This window comes from Terriglobales bacterium, from assembly GCA_035651655.1.
GTDB lineage: Bacteria > Acidobacteriota > Terriglobia > Terriglobales > Acidobacteriaceae > DASRFG01.
In genome coordinates this window covers 82,396-106,419 of sequence record DASRFG010000002.1, presented here as the reverse complement: position 1 = coordinate 106,419, position 24,024 = coordinate 82,396, and the positions used below count along the sequence as shown (strand labels likewise).

Sequence of the window (24,024 nt, the reverse complement as noted above, 5' to 3'; positions counted from 1 at the left end):
TTTATTATAACCGGCCGGGCGCGGCCATTTTGGCCCTCTGGGCCCTGTGCATTGAAGGCTTCTAGAAGTTTCAATGCTTGTGCCCCACCAGTCCAGCATCAAAAGATCGCTGGTCCAGGCGAGCCAGACGAGCTTTCATTCCCGGCTTCAGCAGGCGGTAGTGAGGAATTTCGCACAGATACTCTGGGATGAACCACACCGCCTTCTCGCTGGTCATCCAGTCCAGGTGGTCGAAGCGCCGCAGGTCCACCGGCCGAGAGTACGTCCGCAAGGACATCTCACGCCGCAGGTTGAAATAATCCTCAAAGTAGCTAATGGCCAGTTCGCGCAGCGTCCGATACACCGGCTGGCGCCCTCGGCAGCCTGAGTAATTAGATTTCGCGATCGCTCCCCAGGCTCCACCCTGCCGGTAAATAGCTATCACGTGGTCGGTGTCTTTGTCGGCTTCCATGTCCATGAGCAGCGGCGGATAGCCATTCACCCGCAACGCAGCAGCGGCGAAGATCGATCCTTCCAGGCAATGCGCCGTACGCTCGCGCAGCACCCGCCGGGGAGACCACGCCGTTCCCGCCAGGTGATACGGTATGTCGTCGAGGAATCGCTGGATTTTTGCTGGCGTGGAGAGGGCGCGCAGCTTGCGCAATTCCGCGGGAGTAAATCCGAAGCTCTTGTCCATAGATTGGGTGCAGTGTGCGGTGCGAGGGAAGAGATGTCAATGCTGCGACAGAATCAAGAGCTTTTAAACCGCAGCGAACGCTCAGATCGCGGAGGATAGTCGTGATTACCTCGTTTCTCTGTGCTCTCTGCGCCCTCTGTGGTTAAAGGTTTTCGCCTATCGAAAGCACTTTTCCCAACTCCCCTGGCGAGTGCACGAGCACATCCGGCGGAGCGTCCTCAAGCGTATGCGGCGCAAAGCCATACGTGACCCCACAAGTCCACGCTCCCGCATTCCGCCCAGTAAGCACGTCAACGGACGAATCCCCAATGACCATCGTCTCTTCAGGGCGTACCCCAGCTTCATCCATTAAAGTTTTTGCGCCTAGCGGGTCAGGCTTCTTGGTCGAAAAGCTGTTTCCGCCATATACGTGGGTGAAGAACGGCGCCAATCCCAGCGCCTCCACAATCTGTCGCGACGGATTAACCGGCTTATTGGAGAGCACAGCCATGCGCCGTTCCTGGCCCCGGCTCCCCCCGTTGCGCAGCCCCTTCAGCGCCTCCGGAATACCGGGATAAACATGGGTGTGGTCGAGCTTGTGCACTCGATAGTAGCCCAGGAAATACTCCAGCGCCTGGGCGACAAAGCTTTCATCGCCGGGGTCGCCGAGCGCGCGCCGCACCAGCACCGGCGCCCCATCCCCCACGTACGTCGCAATTACATCGGCAGGTAGCTCGGGCCGCCGGAAATGCCTCAACATCGCGTTTACCGAATGGACCAGGTCCAGGCGTGAGTCGATCAGGGTGCCATCCAGGTCAAAAATGAGCAGTCGAATCCTTCCCGGGTCGATTTTGCGGCTCTTGTGGTCCATGTGTGGCTAGGTTTGTGCGAGTCAAATCCAGTATATTCGTGATTGAGGGGACTGTTTTAGAATGCCATCTTGTAGAGCGGCCAGAAACATCCAAGGAGTCTGATGGCCACCATTAAGGCAGAGCCTAAACCGACCAAGGCCGCCCTCGAGGACCAGGGCAAGAAGGCGGACAAGACCTACCAGGGACTCACCCGCAAGCAACTGATCGAGATCTATCGGCTGATGTTTCTCTCCCGCCGACTCGACGACCGGGAAATCCTGCTTAAGCGCCAGCAGAAGATCTATTTCCAAATTTCAGGCGCCGGACACGAGGCCGTGGGTGTTGCGGCCGGCCTGGCCCTGAAGCCTGCCTACGATTGGTTCTTTCCCTATTACCGTGATCGGGCGCTTTGCCTCGCTTTGGGGATGGCTCCGCTCGACATGCTGCTGCAGGCGGTGGGCGCCGCAGACGATCCGCAATCGGGCGGCCGTCAGATGCCTTCGCACTGGAGCAATAAGGAACTGCACATTGTTACCCAGTCCTCGCCCACGGGAATGCAGGTGCTGCACGCGGTGGGCGCTGCGGAGGCGGGAAAGTACTTCAACTGTCACCCCGAAGCGGCAAAGAAGGGTGCCGGCGACTATCGGCAGTTCAAAGATGTTGTATTCCATAACGACGAATTGGTCTATGTTTCCTTAGGCGAAGGCGCCACCAGCGAAGGCGAGTTCTGGGAATCCATCAACACGATTTCCAACCGCAAGCTTCCGGTGTTGATGGTGGTGGAAGATAACGAGTATGCCATCTCCGTCCCCGTGGAAGCCCAGACTCCGGGCGGCAATATTTCCCGCCTGGTAGCCAACTTTCCCAACTTTCACTTCGCCGAAGTAGACGGAACCGACCCGATCGTCGCCTATGCCGCCATGCGCGAGGCTGTGGAGTACATCCGCTCCGGCAAGGGCCCCGCTTTTGTGCACGCCCACGTGGTGCGGCCGTATTCGCATTCGCTCTCGGATGACGAACGTCTTTACCGGCCAGAGGCTGAGCGCCAGCAAGAGACACGACTCGATCCGATCTCGCGGTTCCAGTTGTTCCTGCTGCGCGAAGGAATACTGGACGAAGAAGGTATCAATCGTATCGAGAAAAGCGTCAATGAAGAGTTGCAGGAGGCCACTGATCGCGCCCTCGCCGCGGCGCCGGCCTCGCCGGATTCGGTGACGCGGTTTATCTATTCGCCTGACCTCGATCCAAAATCACAGGCTTTTGAAACCCAGCCCGCCTTTGCCAATCTAAAAGCGGCCGCACAGCCAACTATCGCTGCGGCCTCGGCGCAGAAGACGATGGCGGACTTGATCAATGCCGCCTTGCGCGATGAGATGAAGCGCGACGAGCGCATTGTGATTTTTGGCGAAGATGTGGCTGATTGCAGCCGCGAGCAGTACTTGCAACAGAAGCTCATCAAGGGCAAAGGCGGCGTTTTCAAGCTGACCGCCGGATTGCAGGGACAGTACGGCTCTGATCGCGTCTTCAATTCACCGCTGGCGGAGGCGAACATTGTCGGCCGGGCGATTGGAATGGCCATACGCGGGCTGAAGCCGGTGGCCGAAATCCAGTTCTTCGATTACATCTGGCCGGCGATGATGCAGTTGCGCAACGAGATGCCACTGATCCGCTGGCGCTCCAATAACGGCTTCTCCTGCCCCTTGGTTTTGCGCGTGGCGATCGGCGGCTATCTGACCGGCGGCGCGATTTATCACTCGCAGTGCGGCGAGAGCGTCTTCACCCATATTCCCGGGTTGCGGGTAGTGTTTCCCTCGAATGCGCTTGACGCCAACGGGCTGCTGCGCACCGCAATTCGCAGCGACGATCCAGTTTTGTTTCTGGAACACAAACGCCTGTATCGTGAGACCTTTGGCCGCGCGCCGTATCCCGGCCCGGATTACATGGTTCCATTCGGAAAGGCGAAAGTGGTGCAGGCCGGGACCGATGTCACCGTCATTACCTATGGCGCGGTGGTACCGCGAGCGCTACAGGCTGCCCAAAAGTTGCAGCGCGAAAAAGGCGTCAGCGTTGAATTGATTGACCTGCGCACCCTCAATCCCTACGACTGGGAAGCGATCGCCAACTCAGTTCGCAAGACCAATCGGGTTGTGGTGGCCTATGAGGACACTTTGAGCTGGGGATACGGGGCCGAGATCGCGGCCCGCATTGCCGACGAACTGTTCGAAAATCTTGATGCTCCAGTGCGGCGCGTAGCTGCCATGGATTCTTTCGTCGCCTATCAGCCTTTGATGGAAGACGTGATCCTGCCGCAGGTAGAAGACCTCTACAAAGCCATGGCCGATCTGGCCGCGTTCTAAACGCATTTTCTTTTGCCCGCGCCCGCCGACGTAGCAAGCTACGTCTCCACCCAGGCCCGCGAATAAGTTTCAAAATCGCGTTCCAGCGTGGAGGCGTGGGCCTTCAGGCCCGCGAATAAGTTTCAAGAATCGCGTTCTACCGTGGAAGCGCGGGCCTTCAGGCCCGCGAATAAGTTTCAAAATCGCGTTCCAGCGTGGAAGCGCGGCCCTTCAGGCCCGCGAATAAGTTTCAAAATCGCGTTCCAGCGTGGAAGCGCGGGCCTTCAGGCCGGCGAATAAGTTTCAAAAATCGCGTTCAGCGTGGAAGCGCAAGCCTTCAGGCCCGCGAATAGGTTTCAAAATCGCGTTCCACCGTGGAAGCGCGGGCCTTCAGGCCCGCGAATAGGTTTCAAAAATAATGTGGGCTTTAGCCCCTGAGTAACCGCAGGTATTGTGGCCGAGACTGTTGCATCGGTAATCTTGTGACGCTTGCCCAACCAAACTCTGCGCTACTTGGCGCTCTTCGCTCTACCACCACCAAATCTCACGAACCGATCCAGCGCAATCGGCCCCGGTCCCAGAAAAAGCAGCGCAAAACTCAGGGCCGCCAGGCTCAACGGAAATTGGTATCCCCCTTCGCCGGTGAGACCGTGCGGCAAATGCACCAGGAGAATGGCGACAATCATGTCTATCAACAGCGCCAATGCCGCTACCCGCGTAAACAATCCCACTAAGACCAACACTCCACCAAAGAACTCAGCGTAGGCAGACAGGTATGCCGACCACCACGGCAGCCCCAGGCTGCTGATGAACTGAATCGTGCCGTGCATCCCACCGCCAAAAACCTTGGGGAAACCATGTGCAATCATGATCGTTCCAAGGACGATGCGCATGGCGAGCAACCCCAGGAATTGAAAACGATCGAGAATTCTCAAAATTCCTCCTCAAACCCACCACACGATCATGGCCCGGAAAAGAAACGTAAGCATAACTCAGATAAGGGGAACTTATGGAAGATTCAATTCTCCGCGTCCTCGGCGTCGAAAAGGTCTATTTCTTCAGCTCTTTCAAAATCTCTCGCGCCGCGATCGCACCGGACGCCCCTGTCAGCCCATCTCCTGGATGCGTGCCCGAGCCGCACAGATAGAGATTTCGAATCGGTGTCCGATATCGCGCCCAGTCCAGCAGCGGCCGCATGGTAAAAATCTGGTCGAGCGCCAATTCGCCGTGAAAGATGTGCCCGCCGGTCATGCCATAAATTTCTTCCAAGTCCTGTGGCGTGATGATCTGCCCACCCTCAACGATCGAGCTCATGTTGGGTGCGTAGCGCCCCAGCGTGTTCACCACCGCATTCCCCAACGCATCCCGCTGCCCATTCCAATCCTTGTCCCGAAGCTGCCGCGGCGCAAACTGCATGTAGACCGACATCACGTGCTTGCCCCGCGGCGCGAGCGACGGATCGGTCAGAGAAGGAATCGTCGCTTCCAGGTAAGGTTCGCGCGAGAACGCACCATACTTGCAGTCGTCGAACGCCCGCTCCAGATAATCAATCTCAGGTCCAATATGGATGCGGCCAGAGAGCGCAGCGCCATTCGTGCCCGCTTTTTCTAGCGCGGTAAATCTCGGCAGCTCCGAAAGCGCCAGGTTGACCTTGGCCACAGTGCCATTGGAGCGATAGTGCTGCAGCTTCACGACAAAATCGGGGCTGAGGTGCGCAGTATCCACCAAGTTGAGTAACGTACGCTTCGGGTCGGCATTCGAGATCACCGCGCTGGCAGCGATCTCTTCTCCGCCTTTCAAGACCACGCCCGTAGCCGCGCCGTCTTTCACCTTGATCTGCGCTACCTCGGCGCCGGTGCGAATCTCGGCTCCGGCCTTGCGCGCGGCGACTGCCATGGCCTGAGTGACCGCTCCCATTCCACCCATCGCAAAGGAAGCTGAACCAGCGGGCGAGGGATCGGACGCTGCCCGCATCAGGAGCACCGTACTGCTGCCCGCCGACCAGGGTCCGAGGAACGTGCCGAAGATTCCGCGCGCAGCAACCGTAGCGCGCAACAGCTCGGTCTCAAAAAATTCTGCTGCCAGATCGGCGACCGCCATCGGCCCCCAACGCAGCAGCCGGTACATATCTTTCTTGCCGAGATTACGAATGCCCTTCCCGGCCTTAAGCATTTCCCAGAGATCGCCCGCGCTCGGGTGATCGATGGAGGGCGGCGCCATCGCCAATACTTTTTGAAATACTTGCGCAATGCGGCTCAGGGATTTTTGAAACTCTGGATATTGTTCCGAATCTTTCGCCGAGAACCGGGAAATCGATTCCGCCGACTTCGCAGCATTTCCATAAAGAAATAGCGCGCGGCCGTCCGGCGACGGCGCAAATACTCGCAGCTCAGGCTCCACCATCTTTAGACCGTGCCGCTCCAATCGCATGTCGCGCACGATCTCCGGCCGCAGCGGTCCGGCCGCGTGAGCCAGGGTTGAACAGCGGAATCCGGGAGCGAATTCTTCCGTTACCGCGCCGCCACCGGGTTGCTCGCGACGCTCTAGAACCAGAGGCTTGAAACCAGCTTTGGCAAGATAAAACGCGGTGACCAGTCCGTTGTGACCCGCTCCCAGAATGACGACGTCGCGCGCCATGGACTAGTGCGCCCCGTTTCCGGAGTCTTTGAGGATTTCAAGCGCCGCGAGTCGCCCAGGCGCACCCATGATGCCGCCTCCGGGATGAGTTGCAGAGCCGCACATATAAAGGTTTTTGATCGGCGTTCGGTACTGCGCCCAGCCGGGCACCGGTCGCAGAAAGAACAACTGTTCGAGTGACAGCTCGCCCTGGAAGATGTTGCCCTGGGTCAATCCGAATTCTTGTTCGATATCCAGCGGGCTCAAAACCTGTCGGCCCGCGATGATGTTTTTAATATTCGGCGCGTATTCCGCAATGGTGTTGATTACGTTATCGCCGAAGGCCTCACGCTTGGCGGCATCCCAGGTGCTGCCCGGCTTCAATTTGTAGGGAGCGTACTGCACAAAACACGACATTACGTGCTTGCCCGGCGGCGCCACTGAAGGATCAGTAAGGCTTGGGATCACCATGTCAATGTATGGCCGGCGCGAGTAGTCGCCGTACTTGGCATCGTCATAGGCGCGCTCCATGTAGTCCACCGACGGCGAGATCGAAATCGCGCCCCGCAGATGCGCTCCGGCTCCCGGCATGCATTTGAACTCGGGCAGCGCGTCCAACGCGAGATTGACTTTGCCCGACGACCCACGGAACTTGTAGCGCCGTACCTCGTCCAGGAATTCGCCCGGCAGGTGCTGCGATTCGATGAATTTCAGGAAAGTCAGATTGGGATCGACGCTGGAAGAAACGATGTCGGCATGAAATTCGTCGCCATTCTGCAGCGCAACCCCGCTGGCTTTGCCATCTTTCACCAGTATTTGCGCTATCGCCGATTTCGTGCGGATCTCTACGCCCGCCTCTCGCGCCGCATCGGCAATCGCATTGGAGATCGCGCCGGTGCCGCCGCGGGCAAATCCCCACGCCCGAAACGCACCGTCAATCTCACCCATGTAATGGTGCAGCAGAACATACGCAGTCCCCGGCGAGCGCACGCCCAGAAACGTGCCGATGATTCCGGAAGCCGACATCGTCGCTTTGAGCACATCGGTCTCGAACCACTGGTCGAGGAAATCGACCGCGCTCATGGTCATCAACTGGACCTGATTGTATTTGTCCTCGCTGGAGAGGCCCTGGAAGCGGCGTCCAAGGAACACAAACTTCATCAGCTCGCGCGGATTCAGCGTTGATGGGTCGGGCGGGGTCATGTTCAGGATGGGCTTAACGAAGCGGCACATCTGCAACATGGCCTTGCCGAACTCTTCGTAAGCTTCCGCGTCCACCTTGGAATGGCGCGCGATTTCGCGCCGCGTCTTGGCATGATCGTTCACCCGCCAGAGATGATCGCCGTTGGGCATTGGGGTGAAGGTTCCATCCAGCGGCAGAATTTCCAGCCCATGACGGGGCAGATCGAGGTCCCGAATGATCTCCGGCCGTAACAGTGAGACCACGTAAGAGCAAACCGAAAACTTAAACCCGGGCACGATCTCTTCGGTCACAGCGGCGCCACCGAGCACATGGCGGCGCTCCAGCAGCAGAACTTTCTTTCCGGCGCGCGCCAGGTAGGCGGCGTTCACCAGGCCGTTGTGGCCGCCGCCAATCACAATTACGTCGTAGTTCGAGTTTGAGCCGGAAGGCATTAGAAAAAGTTGTTCGTGAAAGAAGGCAGTCACATTGTAAGCGACAGGCCGAAATTTTGTCTGTAGCCGACGTACGCTCGACCTGCGCATCCGCAATCCATCTCTCGGTCACGGATTCCTCCCACAGCGCTGCGCTATAATCCGGCTTCGCAGTCTCATACAATCCAGGAGCTCCCTTGCCGGTCGGAACCGCATTCCACGAGCGCACTTTTCCCCTCTGCCAGAGCCTCAGCTATCGCGAGTGGTCGGGATACTACACGGTCAGCGTTTACGAGACACATCACGAGCACGAGTACAACGCCATCCGCAATGCCGCCGCACTCATCGACATCACTCCGCTGTTCAAGTACATGGTCACCGGCAAAGACGCCACCCGCCTGGTGAACCGAGTAATTGCTCGCGACATCAACAAAGTTTCCGTCAATCAGGTGATCTATTGCTGCTGGTGCGACGAAGAAGGCAAGGTCATTGACGATGGCACCATTACCCGCCTGGGCGAGGACACTTATCGCTGGACTGCCGCCGATCCCAGCCTGCGTTGGTTTCGCCAAAATGCGCTCGGCATGGATGTGCAGATCGAAGACATTTCAGAAAAAGTCGCGGCACTTGCGCTTCAAGGCCCAACCTCTGGCCGCCTATTGAAGGCCGTCGCCGAAGCTGACAATCTGGAGAACTTGAAATACTTCCGGGTCACCAAAGGAAAGATCGGCGGAGTGCCGGTGGACATTTCGCGCACGGGCTACACCGGCGATCTCGGCTACGAGATCTGGATACCGTGGAACGACGCGGTGAAAGTCTGGGACGCGCTGATGGAAGGCGGCCGCCGCTTCGATATTCATGCCGCCGGCATGCTGGCCCTCGACGTGGCCCGCATCGAAGCCGGGCTAATCCTGATCGAAGTGGATTACACCAGCAGCAAAAAAGCTTTGATTCCCGAGCAGAAGTATTCGCCATCGGAAATCGGCCTCGGCAAGCTGGTGCACCTCGATAAAGAGAATTTCATCGGACGCTCTGCCCTCTTAAAAGAACAGAAAGACGGCACGCCGCGGCAACTGGTGGGGCTAGAAATTGACTGGAACGAAGTCGAGCGCCTGTTCGACGACGCCGGCATGGCGCCCCAGACCCCCAGCACGGCTTCGCGGGTTGCGGTCCCGGTGTACAACGGAAGGCGACAGATTGGCAAAGCGACCTCGACCACCTGGTCGCCGCTACTCAAAAAAATGATCGCCCTCGCCAGCGTGCAGGCAGAATCTTCGCAGCCCGGGACGAAGCTAAAGTACGAACTCACGGTCGAGGCAGTACGCCACACCGTCACGGCCACCGTGGTGAAGATGCCATTCTTCAATCCACCGCGGAAGACCGCCACGCCGGTGAAGTAAACTGCTAAACTTGGCAATCATCAAGCGAGGACAAAAATGCAAGTGCAAAATTTCTTCGAGCAGTTGGAGCGCCGCATCGCGAAGTATGATCTTCTAAGTCACCCGTTTTATCAGGCCTGGTCGGCTGGCGAGCTGACTGCGGAGGACCTTCGCGCCTACTCGGCCGACTATTATCATCATGTCGCTGCATTCCCAACGTATTTGAGCGCATTGCATTCTCGACTGGCTGATGGGGAATTGCGCCGCGCAGTGCTGCGCAACCTGGCCGACGAGGAGATCGACGGCACCGCACATTCCGAACTGTGGCTGGATTTTGCAGGGGCCTTCGGAAACCAGCGCTCAGCGGTGAAAAACAGCCGGCCGAGCGGCGAAACCGCGGCGTTGATCGCACATTTTCGGTCAATCGCAGGCACTGCTTCACCAGCGGCAGCCCTGTCCGCGTTCTACGCCTACGAATCTCAGGTACCACGGGTCGCCGAGTTCAAAGAGTGCGCTCTTCGCGACTTATACAGCGCCAGTGAACAAGCCTGCCGCTACTTCGTAGTTCACAAAGCTGCCGATGTTCATCATTCTCGGGTGTGGCGGGATGCACTGGGCCAAGTTGTGGCGGGCGATCCGAGTTGTGCTGAAGAAGCCCTCACCGCTGCGGAGAATTCCGCCAGAGCGCTGTGGAATGCGTTGGATGGAATGGAAGCCAGAAGAAAGACGCCGGCGATTCAGTAATCTGCGGTAAAGCTGACATGTGAGCGGTAGCGAGATCTTCAGTTCGAACTCGCCAATTACCCGATTACACTTTTTTTGTGTGCCCTCTTCCAATAGATGTAGCAGGGCACTCCCACCAGCAAAATTGCCAGGCCGCCGAATGATTCTTTAGGCCGCTGCAGCAGCGTGTTCACTGCCCAAGCTCCGCCGATCAGCATATAGATCCCCGGCAGCCAGGGATAACCGGTGCAGCGGTAGGGGCGGGGAGCAAGCGGCCGTTTAAAGCGCAATAGAAACATCGCACCCACTCCTGCCAGGTACGACAACACCATCATGAACATTACATACGTGTATAGCTGGTCGTAACGCCCGCTGAAAACCAGCAGCGCACCCCAGAGCCCTTGTCCCGCGAGGCTGAACGCGGGGGTTCGCCAGACGGGGTGCACCTCCGCCATCCTCTTAAAAAAGACCCCGTCGCGCGCCATCGCGAAGTAAACCCGCGCGCCGGTGAGGATGCAGCTGGCGTTGGCGCCAAAGCACGAGATTGCAATCAAGATCGAAAGCCAGATTGCCGCCGCGCTCGAAAACAGACGTGCAGCGGCGGCGCGAGCTACTGTCTCGGTAGACGCGATCTCTTTTATCGGCAGGGCATACAAATAAACCAGGTTCATGGCGACGTAAATCGCACCCACGATCAGTACGCCGAATACGATCGCCCGCGGCAGATTTTTTTGCGGGTCCTTCATCTCGCCCGATACCCAGGTTATGTAAACCCAACCGTCATACGCCCAGAAAACGGCAATGAGTGCGACCCCGAAGGCGGGCAGCATTTGCCACAGGCCCAATCCCATCAGCAGGCCAGAGCCTCTGGCGCCCGCATTCGGGTCAGCGCTGAAGTGCGACCACGAGCCTTTGCCAATGGTGAGCCCGAAAAGCACGAACACAACCATGGCGGCGAATTTCATCCAGGTCGCGATGTTTTGCAGAATGGCGCCACGCCGCAAGCCGATCATGTTGGTCACGGTGACCAGCGCCACTCCGGCAAGGGCTACTAGATGCGCGCGGGTGAGTTGAAGGCCGAATGCAGCCCACACCACGTGTTCTTTTGAAATCGCTGGGATGGCCTCGCCGAGGTACGCGGCTGAAGCCACGCCCAGGGCGGCGATGGTGCCACCGTTGCTGATAAAGAAGAGCATCCAACCGTAAAGGAACGCGGGCAGGTCGCCGTAAGCTTCGCGCAAATAGACATAGTGACCACCGGAGTCCGGGAACATTGCGCCCAACTCGGCAAAGGCAAAGCATGCGAAAAGAGAAACCACGCCGCCAACCACCCAAACCATAAGGAACAAAACTGGATGCGGCAAAGGTCCGGCAATGTCTTTTGCCGTCAGAAAAATGGACGAACCGATGACGCCGCCCACCAGCAGCAGCACGGAATCAAGAAGTGACAGCCCGCGCACTAAACCCGGCTGCGACTTCGACGTTACTGCCGGAGTGTCCAGTTGCGGGCTAACCGAGGGCAGGCTCATCGCTTCATCCCATGCCCAGTTCGTCTGGGGATTCCAGCGGAGTGCCGCATTGGCGGCAGATTACCGCTGAGCAGTCTCCGCAGGAAAGCGGGTCGGTGACCTCGCGGGCGCACTTGGGACAGTAGAGCAGCACCGGGACTGATTTCCGCCTCGGCTCGGGCATTTGAGCCATAGAGGACGGCAAATGTAGCATAGAAGTGAGCGCGATGCCGACGGGATCAAATATGCCTTCAGAAAAGCCACTCTCTCCTGACGAGCGACTGCAGAACGAATTCAACCGCTGGGCCGAAGATGGCCGCGGCGAGGAGATGGAACGCCATCATCTCGACATCACCGAGAAGACCATCCGCTTAATGGACCTGCGGGCTGGTGAGCGTGTGCTGGATCTGGGCTGTGGCGCCGGTTGGGCAACTCGACTGCTGGCCCGCATGGTAGGTGAGGGGCCGCAAGGCTTCGGCCAGGTGGTCGGGCTTGATGTTTCCGATGAGATGATCCGCCGCGCCCGAGAATCCTCAAGAGATTTTGAGAACACTATGTTCGTCTGGGGATCAGCGCAACAAATTCCGTGGGAAGAAAACTTTTTCGAGAAAGTGCTGTCAGTCGAGTCCTTTTACTACTACCCCAATCAGGACCGCGTCTTGGCCGAACTGTTCCGTGTGATGGCGCCGCGCGGCCGGCTGTTCATCCTTATTAATCTGTATAAAGACAATCCTTATTCTCTGCGCTGGGTGGATGAGCTGAAAGTGCCGGTGCACGCCCGTTCCGAGGAAGAGTACGTTCGCTTGCTGAAAGCGCACGCCTTTGAAAATGTCGAAGCACGAAGGATCCCCGACGAGACTCCGACACCCGACGAATACTCAGGAAAATGGTTCAAGAACGCGGAAGAGCTGCGCGACTTTAAGCGCATCGGCGCGCTGTTGCTCATGGCGAATAAGCCGGACGTTCGCAATCCCGGCCCGGCGTATCAGATTTATTAAGCAAAGCGTACAAAGTCCAGCTTCCCGGCCTGTTAGAATGTGCGGCTTGCTCGGAACTTTTTCGCAGACAAGAGGCGCATGAAACCTTATTCAGTTCACTTTCTTGTACCGATCCTGCTCTTTTTCAGCATTGCTGCTTCTTCCCAAACACCAGCGTCTGCTCCGATTCGCAGCGAACAAGAGAAGCGCGCATACCTTAAGGCCATGGAGGAAGCCGACCAGAAAATTGCTGCTGAAGTTAAGGCCCATTCCGAGTTGATCAAGAACCTCGAATATCTCACCACCCGAATCGGACCGCGGCTGACCGGGTCACCCCAGATGCAGGCCGCCAGTGAGTGGACGCTGAAGCGTTTCCGCGATTACGGTATTGACGCGCATTTGGAAACGGCACAAATTCCGCACTCCTGGACCCGTGGCAGCGACAGTGCCGAGATCACCAGTCCTGTCGCCCGGAAGATAGAGATCCGTTCCGCGGGGTGGAGTGTAGCCACAAATGGCCCGATCAGCGGCCCGGTCAAAGTTGTGCAAGTTGAATCATTGCAGGAGTTCGACAAGTACAAAGGACAACTGAAGGGAGCGATAGTATTCGACGGCAAGCCGAGAGAACTGCCTTCCGAAGCCGAGGCGCCAGAGAATGCATACGATGCCGTGATCGCACCTTCTCATGGAATTCCCAAACCCCATCTTTCATGGCGCGATCGCTTGCAGTTCCTGAAGATGGCGGCGGAAGAAGGCGCCCTCGCAGTGATTCTGGATAGCGGCAAGACCGATAACCTGTTCAACATGGGCGGTGGCTTCCATCGTTACCAGCCTTCCGACCTGCCAGTCGCCTTTATTACTCATGAGGACTACGACCAGATCTATCGTTTGCAGCAGACCAGCCCGGTCATGCTCAAGGTTACTCTCGGCGGGACGTTCAGCTCGGGACCGGTACCAGTTTCAATCACCGTGGCTGAAATCAAAGGTACGCAGTTCCCGCAAGAACGGGTCATGATTGGCGGCCACCTCGATTCCTGGGACTTGGGGCAAGGCGCACTCGACAACGGTACCGGTGCAATGGCGGTGCTGGAGGCCGCCCGTACTCTGAAAGCGCTCGGATTCGCGCCTAAGCGAACCATAACCTTCATCCTGTTTACCGGCGAGGAGCAGGGCGGCATAGGTGCCGATACTTTTCTCAAGAATCATTCCGCCGAAATTCCAAAAATGGACGGCCTGCTCATTCACGATACCGGCACCGGCAAAGCGTTCAGCATCGCCCTCGAAGATGAATACGAGACAGCATCCTTAATGACCGAAGTCTACGCGCCGCTCCAGGAGGTGCTCGACCTTCAACCTCTGAGCACGCGCGTTTTCGGCGCATCCGATCATGTTCCGTTCATGAAGAAGGGCGTGCCGGCATACTTCTGTTTGCAGAAGCCCGCCCACTATCGGGAAGCCCACCACAGCCAGACCGACACTTTCGACAAAGTCGTACCCGAGGAGATTAACGAGGGGGCGGCGCTGCTGGCGGGCTGGTCTTGGAATGTTTCTGAGATGCCGCCGCCGTTGCCGCATCATCAGGAATCCCCAAGCGGCGGCTCGGACTAAGCCCGCCGGGGATCAGCGATAGTCGCGCGGTGCGCTCGTTTTCCCATGTTGTTGTATCTGCTGCTTCGCCTTTTCCTCTTCGATGAGCCCTTGCAGCCGCACCACGTGCTTTTGCAGATTGCTGATGTGCGTCTCCCACATGTCGGCATTGACTTGTAGCGCATCTCTCACATTTGTGTCGGGGACGGTACCGGCATCGGAACGCAGCATGGTCGTCAACGCGCGCAAGCCGCCTATCTCGTTGTTGAGATCGGTCAGTTCAGCCTGTTGTACCTGAATCAGCTGGTCCCATGTTTGTTCGCAATCGCACGAAGCCAGCGACCTCGGTGGGCTTTTTGTATGCGGCCGTGCCGCGGCTTGGTTTTCCTGGGCCAAAGCGGTCGCGGTAATCACCATCAAGAGTACAAGCTGCGAGATTTTCATCGCGTGCTCCCAGCCTTTAGATGCCGCGCGAGACTGCTATGCGCTAGGTCTTTCGCCAGCTCCAAACGGGGGCACCCTTATCGTCGCGCAGGATGATCGTGTCGTTTCCCTTGATTACTTCGCGTCCCAGGATGACATCGGTTTCGCCTTGCTTTACCTTCGATCCTTTGATCTCCAGCTCATCACCTGATTTCAGTTCGATACCCATGTCCTTGAGATATTCTTTGGGACACAGGTAAACCTCGACGGTGCCGCTATCGCTTTTCAGCGTTACTTCCATGGCTGGTTTGGCAAGGTTCAAAATCGGCTTAAGTTCTCCGATTGTTCCCTTGATCTTGGTTTCGGATTTCAGGTCGTACTTGGGCCAGGAGTTCGCAGGTTTTTCAGCTTGTGCGATGCAGACAGAACTGAACAAGATCGCAACGCATGTGGCTCGAACAAATACAACTATGGGATTCGGCCCACAGGAGTTGAACATAATTCCTCCTCGGAGCGACCGCGAGCCGGCCTGCGCGAAGACCAGTGTTGAACCGCCCGGCGCAGCGCAGGATAGACCTAGCCTCTCCTTATTTCGTTTAGCTTTGGCCGATTGCGCCAGAACGATATCACGAAAAGAACCGCAAAGCTGGTGATTATGTTGGTAAGAGCGAGGGTCGCACCTGCGGATGAGTTGCCGGATGGCGGCTAATCGCGACTCGGCAATGCAGATCGCGGGACCATCAGTTTGTAGCCTTTCTCTGCCAAGCGCCGATTCAGCTCGTCGGTAATCCGGTCGCCCAAATGCAGCCCCCACTCTTGGCCGGCTTCGAGCGATTCCCGTTGGATCTCTGGCAATGTAGCGCTGATCTTCTTGCCTAACGGGCTTTGGTAAAAAGCGATGAGCTGCCGGATTTCCTGGTGGCTGAAGTGCTTGTCGTAGATGGGCACGATCATGTCCATTAGTTCCTGGGGATTGATCTCCTTTTTCATCTCGCCCCCGAACTCCGTCCAGAATTGTGCAGGCACGTCGGGCCGCAACCGGCGCACGCTACTGACCTGCTGTTCAATGGACTGGTCGAGCATGTCCTGAAGTAGCTCCGCAGTTCCCACCGCCTGCATCAGTTTCTTGGTGTCTTCATGTTTGGATTGGCTGGTGTCGTTGGTCGGCTGCAGGCCTTGTCCAAATCCGGAAACGGCCAGCACCAGCCAGATCAGAGAAACTGTGACTTTAATGGGCACGGGAGCACTCCGGGCGGAACGTTTTAATCAAGGAGCCGGTACTTCAACATGTGGTAAAGCGCTGCAACACCATCTTTCCATCCGATCTTCTTGCCCTCTTCATAAGTTCGGCCGTGATATGAAATAGGTACCTCGTAAATGCGGCAGCCGAGCTTGGCCACTTTGATCGTGACCTCGGGCTCAAAGCCGAATCGGTCAGCACGTAGGGTGATGGCCTGCAGCACCTCGCGCCGAAAGGCCTTGTAGCCCACTTCCATGTCGGTCAAGTTGAGGTTGCTTAGCATGTTGCACACAAAGGTCAGAAAGCGATTGGCCTGAAAATGCCAGAAATACAGCACGCGATGCGCGCCCCCGTGGAAGCGGTTACCGAATACCACATCGGCGCGCCCACTCAGGATCGGTTCCAACAAGGTGGGATAGTCGCTGGGGTCGTACTCCAGATCCGCATCTTGTACGACCACCACGTCGCCGGTTGCTTCAGCAAAGCCAGTGCGTAAGGCCGCACCCTTTCCACGATTCTGTTCGTGAAACGCCAATTTTATGCGGCCACGCGCCTCCTGCTCAAGTTCGCGGAGGATTTCCCGGGTGCCGTCGGTGGAGTAGTCATCCACAATCACCAATTCCTTTTCCAAGCCAGGTTTGGATTGAAGTACTGTGCGCACCACCTGCGCGATGGTTGCCTTCTCGTTGTAAACCGGCACGACGATGGAGAGAGTTGTTATAGGTGGCGCGTGCTCGCCCATTCGCTGCTGCAATCCTGGGAAGTTGGCTTGGCGCGTCCTGCTTTCAGCTTGCGTAATCAGATACACCCCCAAAATTAGCATCTCCGGCTCGATCGGATGCCGGTAACGAGGATGCGGGAAAACTATGTAATAGATTACTGGATAAACCGCCAGGAGCAAGACGAATAGAGTGGCGCCTGGCGCGCGGCGTCGCATTGCCCGCAAAGCTCCCCACCAGGCGAGCACAGAGGACGCCAGGAACAGAGAGTTCTTCAGCGGCGCCAAGACCGGAATTGCCGACGATCTGGGAAGGCCAGCCCAGTAGTACACGAAGCGCTTGAGGCTCAACTGCACAAACGTGCCCGGATGGGCAGCAATAAACTCGAACGCCTCGCTCCGTCGGGCGGCGATATAATTGATCTCGCCCAAGCGCTGAAAATTCAACATCTCTAAAACATTGAGCGTGGGGTGCAGATACCACATCCAGGTGCCATCGGCGTGGGGACCGTTGCCCATGCGGAGTTCCGCGCCTGCGTTGTCCCGCACCAGAATAAATTTTCCAAAGACGTGGTAGTTGCGCAACGCCCAAGGCGTCAGGACGAGGGCGAAGCAGGCCAGAGTTGTGGCCATTGGCAGCAGCGACGCCAGTCCACCCCTTCTTCTCTGCACCCATAACCATGCTAACGACACCGGCAGGAAAGAGAGCAACGCCGGATTGTTGAGTGCTGCCACACCCCAAAGCGCGCCAAGTGCGGGCCACCAGCCCCACCGCCGTGTGTCCTGCAGCCGCAAGGTGGCCAGAAAAATCAATGCCAACAGCAGTGCAGAAAGACTGGTCTCCCAGACCCATCGCGTGGACCAATACATCACGAACGGCAGCACCGCCCACAACCAGCCGGACCAGAGCGCCACCTTCTCCCCAAAAGTGCGTTTGGCGATCAGGTATACGGGCACGCAGGTCAGCGCCGAGAAAATACTGTTAATGGTCAAGAGCGCAAACGCCGAGCCGTGACTATAAATCCCGAATAGTTTGAAAATGCCCGCGGTCAGATAAGCATAGAGCGGCGGCTCCCAAGCGGTGGGACCCGTGGGGACCTGAAACGGATTGCTGAAACCGTGACCCGATGCAATCGCCTGCGCGATTCGGCCCATTTCGTAGCCGAATTCGAAGTGCGCCTCAGTCGAGCGGAACCGGTACGTGTGCAGCAGAACAATCGCCCCTAATCGCAACAGGAAGGCAATCCCGACCATCCATGGCAGCGAGTCCCATGGGAAAGAGAAATGAGCTCCGGTTTGTCGCTGGGGAGCGATCTGCACGCGTGTTTGCGCGGCGGACTCCGAGGTGGGTATGTTCACAGCCATGTTGCGCGTGGAACCGAAGATTCTGCTGTCATTCTTGCCGATGGGCAACCGTTTCAGCAAGCAGGAAAGGACAAACGCTCGATTCGGCAACAGGTTATTGCGGAGGATGTGAGTCGGGCGCAGCTGGGAGCGGGCTGCCTGGTCGTAATTGACACTCGCTCTCACCAGACCTAGACTGAAAGCCTGATTCAGCAACTGGCAATTTTTCATCCAGGGGGCACATGGGCTGGTTACAGAACAAGTTTGAGAAGAACTTCCTTATAACCACCGTAGATTACGTCTTCAATTGGGCCCGCAAATCGGCGCTCTGGCCTATGACCTTCGGTCTGGCCTGTTGCGCCATTGAGATGATCGCTTCCTCAACGTCGCGCTTCGATATCGCGCGCTTCGGGTCTGAGGTATTTCGTCCCAGTCCCCGTCAAAGCGACCTGATGATCGTCGCCGGCACAGTGACCCTGAAAATGGCGCCGGTGGTGAAACGAATTTACGACCAGATGCCCGACCCCAAATGGGTCATTTCCATGGGAGCGTGCTCATCCGTTGGCGGGCCGTTCAATACCTACGCCGTACTACAAGGCGTGGACCGCATTGTGCCGACGGATGTGTACGTGATCGGCTGCCCCCCGCGCCCAGAGAACCTCTTCTACGCGCTCCTGAAACTGCAGGACAAAATTGATCAGATGTCGCTTGCCAAGCGGCCCACCGAGGTCCGCCTGGACGAGAGCATGGTAGAGAACTTCAAGCGCCAGGTGATGATCGCGCAAACATTGCAGCCGAAATAGCCTTCGTCCAAAAATTTAATGTCTCAATTCGTCAAGATCGCCAGTAAGTCCGATCTTCCCGCCGAGGGCCAGGCCAAGGAATTTCCCGTGGGCCAGCAAGTGGTCTGCATCGCTAATGTGAACGGAACCATCTCCGCAATGGATAACGTTTGTTTGCACCGGGGTGGGCCGCTAGGCCAGGGCGCGATCGAGGGCGACAAAATCGTCTGCCCCTGGCACGGCTGGCAATGGGACCCCAAAACCGGACAGGCAGCGCATAATCCCGCTGCCCGGGTATCTGTCTATCCGATTAAAGTTGAGGGCGACGACGTCTTAGTTGAAATTTGACCCTTTTTCCCTTCTGCGACACCCCTTCGTCACCATCTCTTTTCTTGCCTGGAGCTACTATATTGAAGGCTGGCATTTCCTGGCCGAGGCGGTGCTGTGGCCAGGGACGGCTACAGTTCGGGCCAGCACCTGAGCGAAGATTCACAATGGACGAATTTCTAAATCGCCGCTCCAAGCTTGAACTCATCGCCCTGGCGGCAATTCTGATCGCCATACCTGTTTATTTGTCGCGCGCCGTCCACGCTGAGATTTCCTTCTCCATCATGTATTTGCTGCCGGTGGCGCTGTTGAGCTGGTATGTGGGGCCGTGGGCCGGGATCCTGGGATCGGCAGTTTCGGCGGCAGCCTGGTTACACACTGACATGCTGGTGCACGCAACTTCCTACGGAAATCCGCACCTCATTGTCCGCTATTGGAACGCCGTCATCCTGTTTGGCTTTTTTCTGGTGACGGCGGTCATTCTCTCTCGGCTGAAGGCAGCCTATCGCCAGGAGCAGGAACTTTCGCGCGTAGATTTCCTCACCGGGGTTCCTAATTTGCGCGCCTTTCGCGAGGTGGCCGATCGCGAGAAGAACCGGGTCCGCCGCTATAAGCATCCGCTCACCCTGGCTTACATGGACATTGATAATTTCAAGGTTATCAACGACCGCTTCGGGCACCAGATTGGAGACGTACTGTTGGTATGGGTAGCAAAGATGATCAATCGCAATCTGCGTGCCACCGACTTTGTTGCCCGCGTCGGCGGCGACGAGTTCGCCATTCTTCTGCCGGAAACGGGCGCCGAAGCCGGCCAATTCGTGCTCTACAAACTGCAGCGCGTACTGCTTGACCTGATGGAGAAGAATAACTGGCCGGTGACCTTCAGTATCGGCGCGGCCACGTTTATCGCCGAACCGGAATCGCTCGAGCAGATGATCCAAAGCGCTGACGATCTGATGTACACCGCCAAGCGCAATGGAAAAAACCGCATTGCGCAGGCGGTGGTGGGAGCGTGAGCGGTTTTTGAGTTTCAGGTTTCGGGTCGGGTGAGGACTCTGTCGCAACTCTTAGGTCAGGTAGACACGTCCGCTGGTGATTTTATGCTGCAGGGTGGCAGCCAGGTTATCTATGTCAGTGGGGGCGAGGTTGCAAGTGATGCGTTCTTGCAGGAATACCGTACGATTGCTGCCCACAGCATCGCGCCGCAACTGAATAAGGAGTCCATGGACCGCATTAGGGTCGAATTTCTGGGGCGTCAGACGCACAATCTCGCTCAGCGTCTCCCCCACTGATAGAGGATTCCGGTACGGCCGTTCGCTAGTCATTGCGTCGAAAGTGTCGGCGAGCCCCACAATTCGTACCGGGGCAGAGACATCGTTCATCTGCAGCCCATCCGGGTAGCCGGAACCGTCGGCGCGCTCGTGGTGCCAGCGGACGGTTTCAGGGATCTGCGGCCAGGGGAACTGCACTCCAGTGACGATCTGATGCCCAACGGTGGTATGGTCGGCCATTTCCTGAAATTCGTCCGAGCTGAGCGCCTCCGGCTTTGCGAACAGGCGCTTGTCCACCGCGACCTTGCCGATGTCGTGCAGATAACCCGCCGAGCGTAAAGCAGCGACCTCGGTCGGATCCATGCCGAGCGCCTCACCAATGCCCGACGAATAGCGTCCCACGCGGAGGGAGTGCCCATGAATATTGATGTGCTTTACATCAATGGCAGCGGCAAAGGCTTCGAGAGTGTGATCGTAGAAGCCGTGCATGGAGGCCAGGAGCCGCAAGTTTTCGGAGACGCGCTGCGCCAGGGTCTGCTGCAGAGCGTGGTTGTGTACTGCCAGTGAGACGTAGTTGGCAAGCAGCCCAACTGCTTCCAGTTCCTCTTCGCTGTATGGAGCATCGCCTTCGCGACGGCCTAACGCCACCATGCCCACCAACCTCCCAGATACGGTCAGCGGGGCGATGCACTTGAACAGTTCGGGCGCGACGTTGCCATTCGAGCTCAGATATTGCTGCGAGGTTTGCGCATCGAGAATGCGCGGCTTGCGAGCGACAGTCAGGGCGTGAACATGTTTAGGAAGCAGCGGAATCAGCGCCGGTTCGGGCAGCAGCGCGAAACCTTGAGCGGCCACGGAGGCCATCAAGGCTGGTTTATCGTTGAAGGTGAAGAGTGCGCCCTCGCGGGCCCCGGCCGCGTCCACCAGCGCCGCCAGAACATCGCGCGCGATCTGGGGAAAGCCGCGCTCCGAGGTCATTTGCGGACCCAAGTCGGAGAGCGCTTCTACCGTCAGCAGCAGCTGCCGGAAATTGTTTTTCGTCACCGCCACGCGGGCGTGCGGACGAGCACAGAGCAAAAACAGCGTACCATGCGCTTCCTGCACTCAGGAGAGCAGAGTTGTTGGTTAGTTTGGTGCGTTGAAACGCGCGTGGGGAATCTAGAAATGCTCCCTTAGCTGGGGGAACTTCTCCAGTACCAGCAACCGTGCTGTCGGCGGCGCCGGGGCGAGGTCCTCGTGTTCCAGCACCCACGTATTGTCGTGAGGTACGAACACCGCGTTCAAGCCGGCCGAGAGTGCAGGATTGATGTCCGAGCGTGGGCTGTTCCCCACCATCCACGTGCTCTCGGGAGTCAGAGCGTATTTGATAGCTATACTGCGGTACGTTGACTCGTTTTTCTCGGCCACGATCTCCACCGCGGCAAAATACTCCTTCAGCCCTGAACGCTCGACCTTCCCTGTCTGCTCAGCCATTGCGCCTTTGGTGAGCAGAATCAGGTGATGTTTTTCGGCAAGATATCCCAAGGTTTCCAGAACTCCTGGCAGGAGTTCCACGGGGCGTTCGGCAATGGTGTGGGCAAATCCATGGATGGTCTCATGTAATAACGGCGTGATCGGCTCGACGGAAAGCCGCTCAAAAGTGGTGACCAGGGAATGCGCGAAACTATGCAACCCGTACCCGTGGCTGAGAATGGATTCCCGCTCAACCTGGTTCAACACCTCGCGCACCTGCTGTGGTGAGAAGTCCTGGTGATTCAGGAAAGAAATAAACTGGGCGATGGCGCGCTCGAAATAAATGTTGTTCTCCCAGAGTGTGTCATCGGCGTCCACCAGTAAGGTCTGCGCACCGTTAGATCGGAATCTCTCCACCATGGCCTCTCAATGATAGCGGTTATCCCCAATTTCGGGAGAGTGGTCTGCGCGGCTGAGCAGTACCGTTTGTTAGAATCTAGAAAATGAGAGTTTCAAATCGCCTGTTATTCGTTCTACTAATCGTGCTTTCTTCAACCTTTACTTTCTCCCAGAAGAAAAGCCGGCCTAAGCTGCCGCCTCGGGAGAAGAAACCGATCTCCGCCACCCTTGGTGTGTCTTCCGATCTGTCGCAGCAGCTGGCGAAATGGCGTGTCGTAAAGATGCCGTCCAACGCCGCGAAACTCAGCCTGCGTGAGCGGAAGTTGCTCGCCAAGCTAGTGGACGCCTGCCGCCACCTGGACGCCATCTATTGGCGGCAGAACGATCCCGAGGCGCTCACCCTGTATCAACAGCTAAAGGGAAGTACGGACCCACGGGATGCGAGGGTTCGCCGCATGTTGCTGATCAATGGTTCACGTTTCGATTTACTCGAAGAAAACAAGCCTTTCGTGGGGACGCAGCCGATGCCCCCGGGCCGCGGCTTCTATCCGCAGGGTGCTACGCGGGAGCAGATCGAGGAATATGTCAAGCAGCACCCTGACTCCAAAGCTGAGATCTACAGCCCGACCACAATTGTGCGTTGGCAGGGAAGTGATTTGACGGCAGTACCCTACCATGTGGCCTATCGGTCATTTCTTGAGGCAGCGGCACGCGATCTTCGTGCTGCCGCTGACCTCAGCGACGATAAGCAGTTTGCCGAATTTCTTCGCTTACGAGCGGACGCACTGCTGACGGATGACTACTACAAAAGCGACCTTGCCTGGCTCGATTTGAAGAATCCAAAGTTCGACATCATCTTTGCTCCGTACGAAACCTACATGGATGGCCTGCTCGGCGTGAAAGGCTCCTACGGCGCTGCAGTCTTGGTCCGCAATGAATCTGAGAGTCAGAAGCTGGCGTTGTTCCAGAAATACGTGCCCGAAATTCAGGAAGCTTTACCACTTGCGCCAGAGGGCCGACCCTCAAAGCAAGGTCTGGCCAGTCCAATGGAGGTGATGGACGCGCCTTTTCGCGCCGGCGACTTGCGGCATGGCTATCAGGCCGTCGCCGACAATCTGCCAAACGATCCCCGAATTCACGAGGCAAAAGGCAGCAAGAAGATTTTCTTCAAGAACTTCATGGATGCCCGGGTGCAGTACGTAATTCTTCCGGTTGCAAAACGCCTGATGCAGGCCGACCAGGCCGCCAAGGCATCTGGCGAAGGCTATCTTGCTGACGTGATGATGCACGAGATTTGCCATGGGCTGGGTCCAGTATTTGCCCGTATGGCGCAAGGCAAGGGGAGCATTCGCGAAGCCATTGGGCCTGCATTCAGCGGACTCGAAGAGGCCAAAGCTGACGTCGTGGGCATGTTTGCTCTGAACTGGCTGGTGAACCATGGCGCGCTGCCCAAGACCCGGCTACAGGAATACTACTCGTCCTATGTGGCGGGAATTTTTCGTACCGTTCGCTTTGGAATTGGCGAAGCCCACGGCCGCGCCGAGATGATGGAGTTCAACTATCTGAACGAGCGCAAAGCCATCAGTCGTGATCCAGCCACCGGGCGCTATTCCATCGACTATGTGCAGATGCCGCTGGCAATCCAAGACCTAGCGAAGGAGTTACTGGAGCAGGAAGCCACTGGAGATCGCGCGCGTACAGAGGCTTGGTTCATGAAGTACGGCTCGATGCCGGCAGAATTGCGGTCTTCGCTGAAAGCGGCGAGTGACGTACCGGTGGATATTGACCCTGTGTTTTCGTTCGAAGAGAAGATCCAGTAAAT

21 protein-coding genes are annotated in these 24,024 nt (G+C 57.4%); 9 read left to right on the top strand and 12 right to left on the bottom strand.

The window, feature by feature from the left end; all coding sequences use genetic code 11:
• Positions 1 to 70: 70 nt before the first annotated feature.
• Positions 71 to 676 (bottom strand): hypothetical protein, encoded by a 606-nt coding sequence (locus tag VFA76_01450; GenBank protein HZR30503.1) that lies wholly within the window; start codon positions 674 to 676, stop codon positions 71 to 73.
• Positions 677 to 818: 142 nt separating this feature from the next.
• Positions 819 to 1,526: an HAD-IA family hydrolase gene (locus VFA76_01445; protein ID HZR30502.1), complete on the bottom strand. Its 708-nt coding sequence runs from the start codon at positions 1,524 to 1,526 to the stop codon at positions 819 to 821.
• A gap of 102 nt (positions 1,527 to 1,628) precedes the next feature.
• Here VFA76_01445 and VFA76_01440 point away from each other — a divergent pair, with 102 nt between their 5' ends.
• Positions 1,629 to 3,863, top strand: coding sequence for a dehydrogenase E1 component subunit alpha/beta (locus VFA76_01440; GenBank protein HZR30501.1), 2,235 nt, complete (start codon positions 1,629 to 1,631; stop codon positions 3,861 to 3,863).
• A gap of 488 nt (positions 3,864 to 4,351) precedes the next feature.
• Here the strand turns inward: VFA76_01440 and VFA76_01435 are convergent, their stop codons facing one another.
• From VFA76_01435 to VFA76_01425, 3 genes are all read right to left on the bottom strand, one after another.
• Positions 4,352 to 4,777, bottom strand: coding sequence for a DoxX family protein (locus tag VFA76_01435; protein ID HZR30500.1), 426 nt, complete (start codon positions 4,775 to 4,777; stop codon positions 4,352 to 4,354).
• 115 nt (positions 4,778 to 4,892) lie between these two features.
• The gene (locus VFA76_01430; protein HZR30499.1) at positions 4,893 to 6,479 is read right to left on the bottom strand and encodes an NAD(P)/FAD-dependent oxidoreductase; all 1,587 of its coding nucleotides are present in this window, start codon (positions 6,477 to 6,479) and stop codon (positions 4,893 to 4,895) included.
• 3 nt (positions 6,480 to 6,482) lie between these two features.
• On the bottom strand, positions 6,483 to 8,093 hold the full coding sequence (locus VFA76_01425) for an NAD(P)/FAD-dependent oxidoreductase (protein HZR30498.1): 1,611 nt from the start codon (positions 8,091 to 8,093) through the stop codon (positions 6,483 to 6,485).
• Positions 8,094 to 8,269: 176 nt separating this feature from the next.
• Between VFA76_01425 and VFA76_01420 the strand changes: the two genes are divergently transcribed.
• Together VFA76_01420 and VFA76_01415 are read left to right on the top strand one after the other, a co-directional pair.
• Entirely contained in the window at positions 8,270 to 9,472 is a 1,203-nt protein-coding gene (locus tag VFA76_01420) for an aminomethyltransferase family protein (GenBank protein HZR30497.1), read from the top strand.
• Between the two features lie 36 nt (positions 9,473 to 9,508).
• On the top strand, positions 9,509 to 10,195 hold the full coding sequence (locus VFA76_01415) for a CADD family putative folate metabolism protein (GenBank protein HZR30496.1): 687 nt from the start codon (positions 9,509 to 9,511) through the stop codon (positions 10,193 to 10,195).
• Positions 10,196 to 10,251: 56 nt separating this feature from the next.
• On the opposite strand, the gene VFA76_01410 is transcribed toward VFA76_01415, so the two are convergent.
• The gene (locus VFA76_01410; protein HZR30495.1) at positions 10,252 to 11,703 is read right to left on the bottom strand and encodes an amino acid permease; all 1,452 of its coding nucleotides are present in this window, start codon (positions 11,701 to 11,703) and stop codon (positions 10,252 to 10,254) included.
• Positions 11,704 to 11,927: 224 nt separating this feature from the next.
• On the opposite strand from VFA76_01410, the gene VFA76_01405 reads away from it, so the two are divergent.
• Both VFA76_01405 and VFA76_01400 read left to right on the top strand, forming a co-directional pair.
• A complete protein-coding gene (locus tag VFA76_01405; GenBank protein ID HZR30494.1) occupies positions 11,928 to 12,680 on the top strand; it encodes a methyltransferase domain-containing protein in 753 nt (250 codons plus the stop codon).
• A 78-nt stretch (positions 12,681 to 12,758) separates the two neighbouring features.
• Entirely contained in the window at positions 12,759 to 14,267 is a 1,509-nt protein-coding gene (locus tag VFA76_01400) for a M20/M25/M40 family metallo-hydrolase (GenBank protein HZR30493.1), read from the top strand.
• Positions 14,268 to 14,279: 12 nt separating this feature from the next.
• On the opposite strand, the gene VFA76_01395 is transcribed toward VFA76_01400, so the two are convergent.
• From VFA76_01395 to VFA76_01380, 4 genes are all read right to left on the bottom strand, one after another.
• The gene (locus tag VFA76_01395) at positions 14,280 to 14,690 is read right to left on the bottom strand and encodes a hypothetical protein (GenBank protein ID HZR30492.1); all 411 of its coding nucleotides are present in this window, start codon (positions 14,688 to 14,690) and stop codon (positions 14,280 to 14,282) included.
• 43 nt (positions 14,691 to 14,733) lie between these two features.
• Entirely contained in the window at positions 14,734 to 15,168 is a 435-nt protein-coding gene (locus tag VFA76_01390) for a hypothetical protein (GenBank protein ID HZR30491.1), read from the bottom strand.
• Between the two features lie 206 nt (positions 15,169 to 15,374).
• Complete coding sequence (locus VFA76_01385; protein ID HZR30490.1) at positions 15,375 to 15,908, bottom strand: DUF2059 domain-containing protein; 534 nt, start codon at positions 15,906 to 15,908, stop codon at positions 15,375 to 15,377.
• 23 nt (positions 15,909 to 15,931) lie between these two features.
• Entirely contained in the window at positions 15,932 to 18,202 is a 2,271-nt protein-coding gene (locus tag VFA76_01380; protein ID HZR30489.1) for a glycosyltransferase, read from the bottom strand.
• Positions 18,203 to 18,213: 11 nt separating this feature from the next.
• On the opposite strand from VFA76_01380, the gene VFA76_01375 reads away from it, so the two are divergent.
• From VFA76_01375 to VFA76_01365, 3 genes are all read left to right on the top strand, one after another.
• Entirely contained in the window at positions 18,214 to 18,774 is a 561-nt protein-coding gene (locus tag VFA76_01375) for an NADH-quinone oxidoreductase subunit B family protein (protein HZR30488.1), read from the top strand.
• Between the two features lie 18 nt (positions 18,775 to 18,792).
• Positions 18,793 to 19,101 (top strand): Rieske (2Fe-2S) protein, encoded by a 309-nt coding sequence (locus tag VFA76_01370; protein ID HZR30487.1) that lies wholly within the window; start codon positions 18,793 to 18,795, stop codon positions 19,099 to 19,101.
• A gap of 146 nt (positions 19,102 to 19,247) precedes the next feature.
• Positions 19,248 to 20,096 (top strand): diguanylate cyclase, encoded by an 849-nt coding sequence (locus VFA76_01365; GenBank protein HZR30486.1) that lies wholly within the window; start codon positions 19,248 to 19,250, stop codon positions 20,094 to 20,096.
• Positions 20,097 to 20,147: 51 nt separating this feature from the next.
• On the opposite strand, the gene VFA76_01360 is transcribed toward VFA76_01365, so the two are convergent.
• Both VFA76_01360 and VFA76_01355 read right to left on the bottom strand, forming a co-directional pair.
• Complete coding sequence (locus VFA76_01360; GenBank protein HZR30485.1) at positions 20,148 to 21,401, bottom strand: HD domain-containing phosphohydrolase; 1,254 nt, start codon at positions 21,399 to 21,401, stop codon at positions 20,148 to 20,150.
• A gap of 108 nt (positions 21,402 to 21,509) precedes the next feature.
• The gene (locus tag VFA76_01355; GenBank protein ID HZR30484.1) at positions 21,510 to 22,223 is read right to left on the bottom strand and encodes an HAD family hydrolase; all 714 of its coding nucleotides are present in this window, start codon (positions 22,221 to 22,223) and stop codon (positions 21,510 to 21,512) included.
• A gap of 83 nt (positions 22,224 to 22,306) precedes the next feature.
• On the opposite strand from VFA76_01355, the gene VFA76_01350 reads away from it, so the two are divergent.
• The gene (locus tag VFA76_01350) at positions 22,307 to 24,022 is read left to right on the top strand and encodes a Zn-dependent hydrolase (protein HZR30483.1); all 1,716 of its coding nucleotides are present in this window, start codon (positions 22,307 to 22,309) and stop codon (positions 24,020 to 24,022) included.
• Positions 24,023 to 24,024 lie beyond the last annotated feature (2 nt).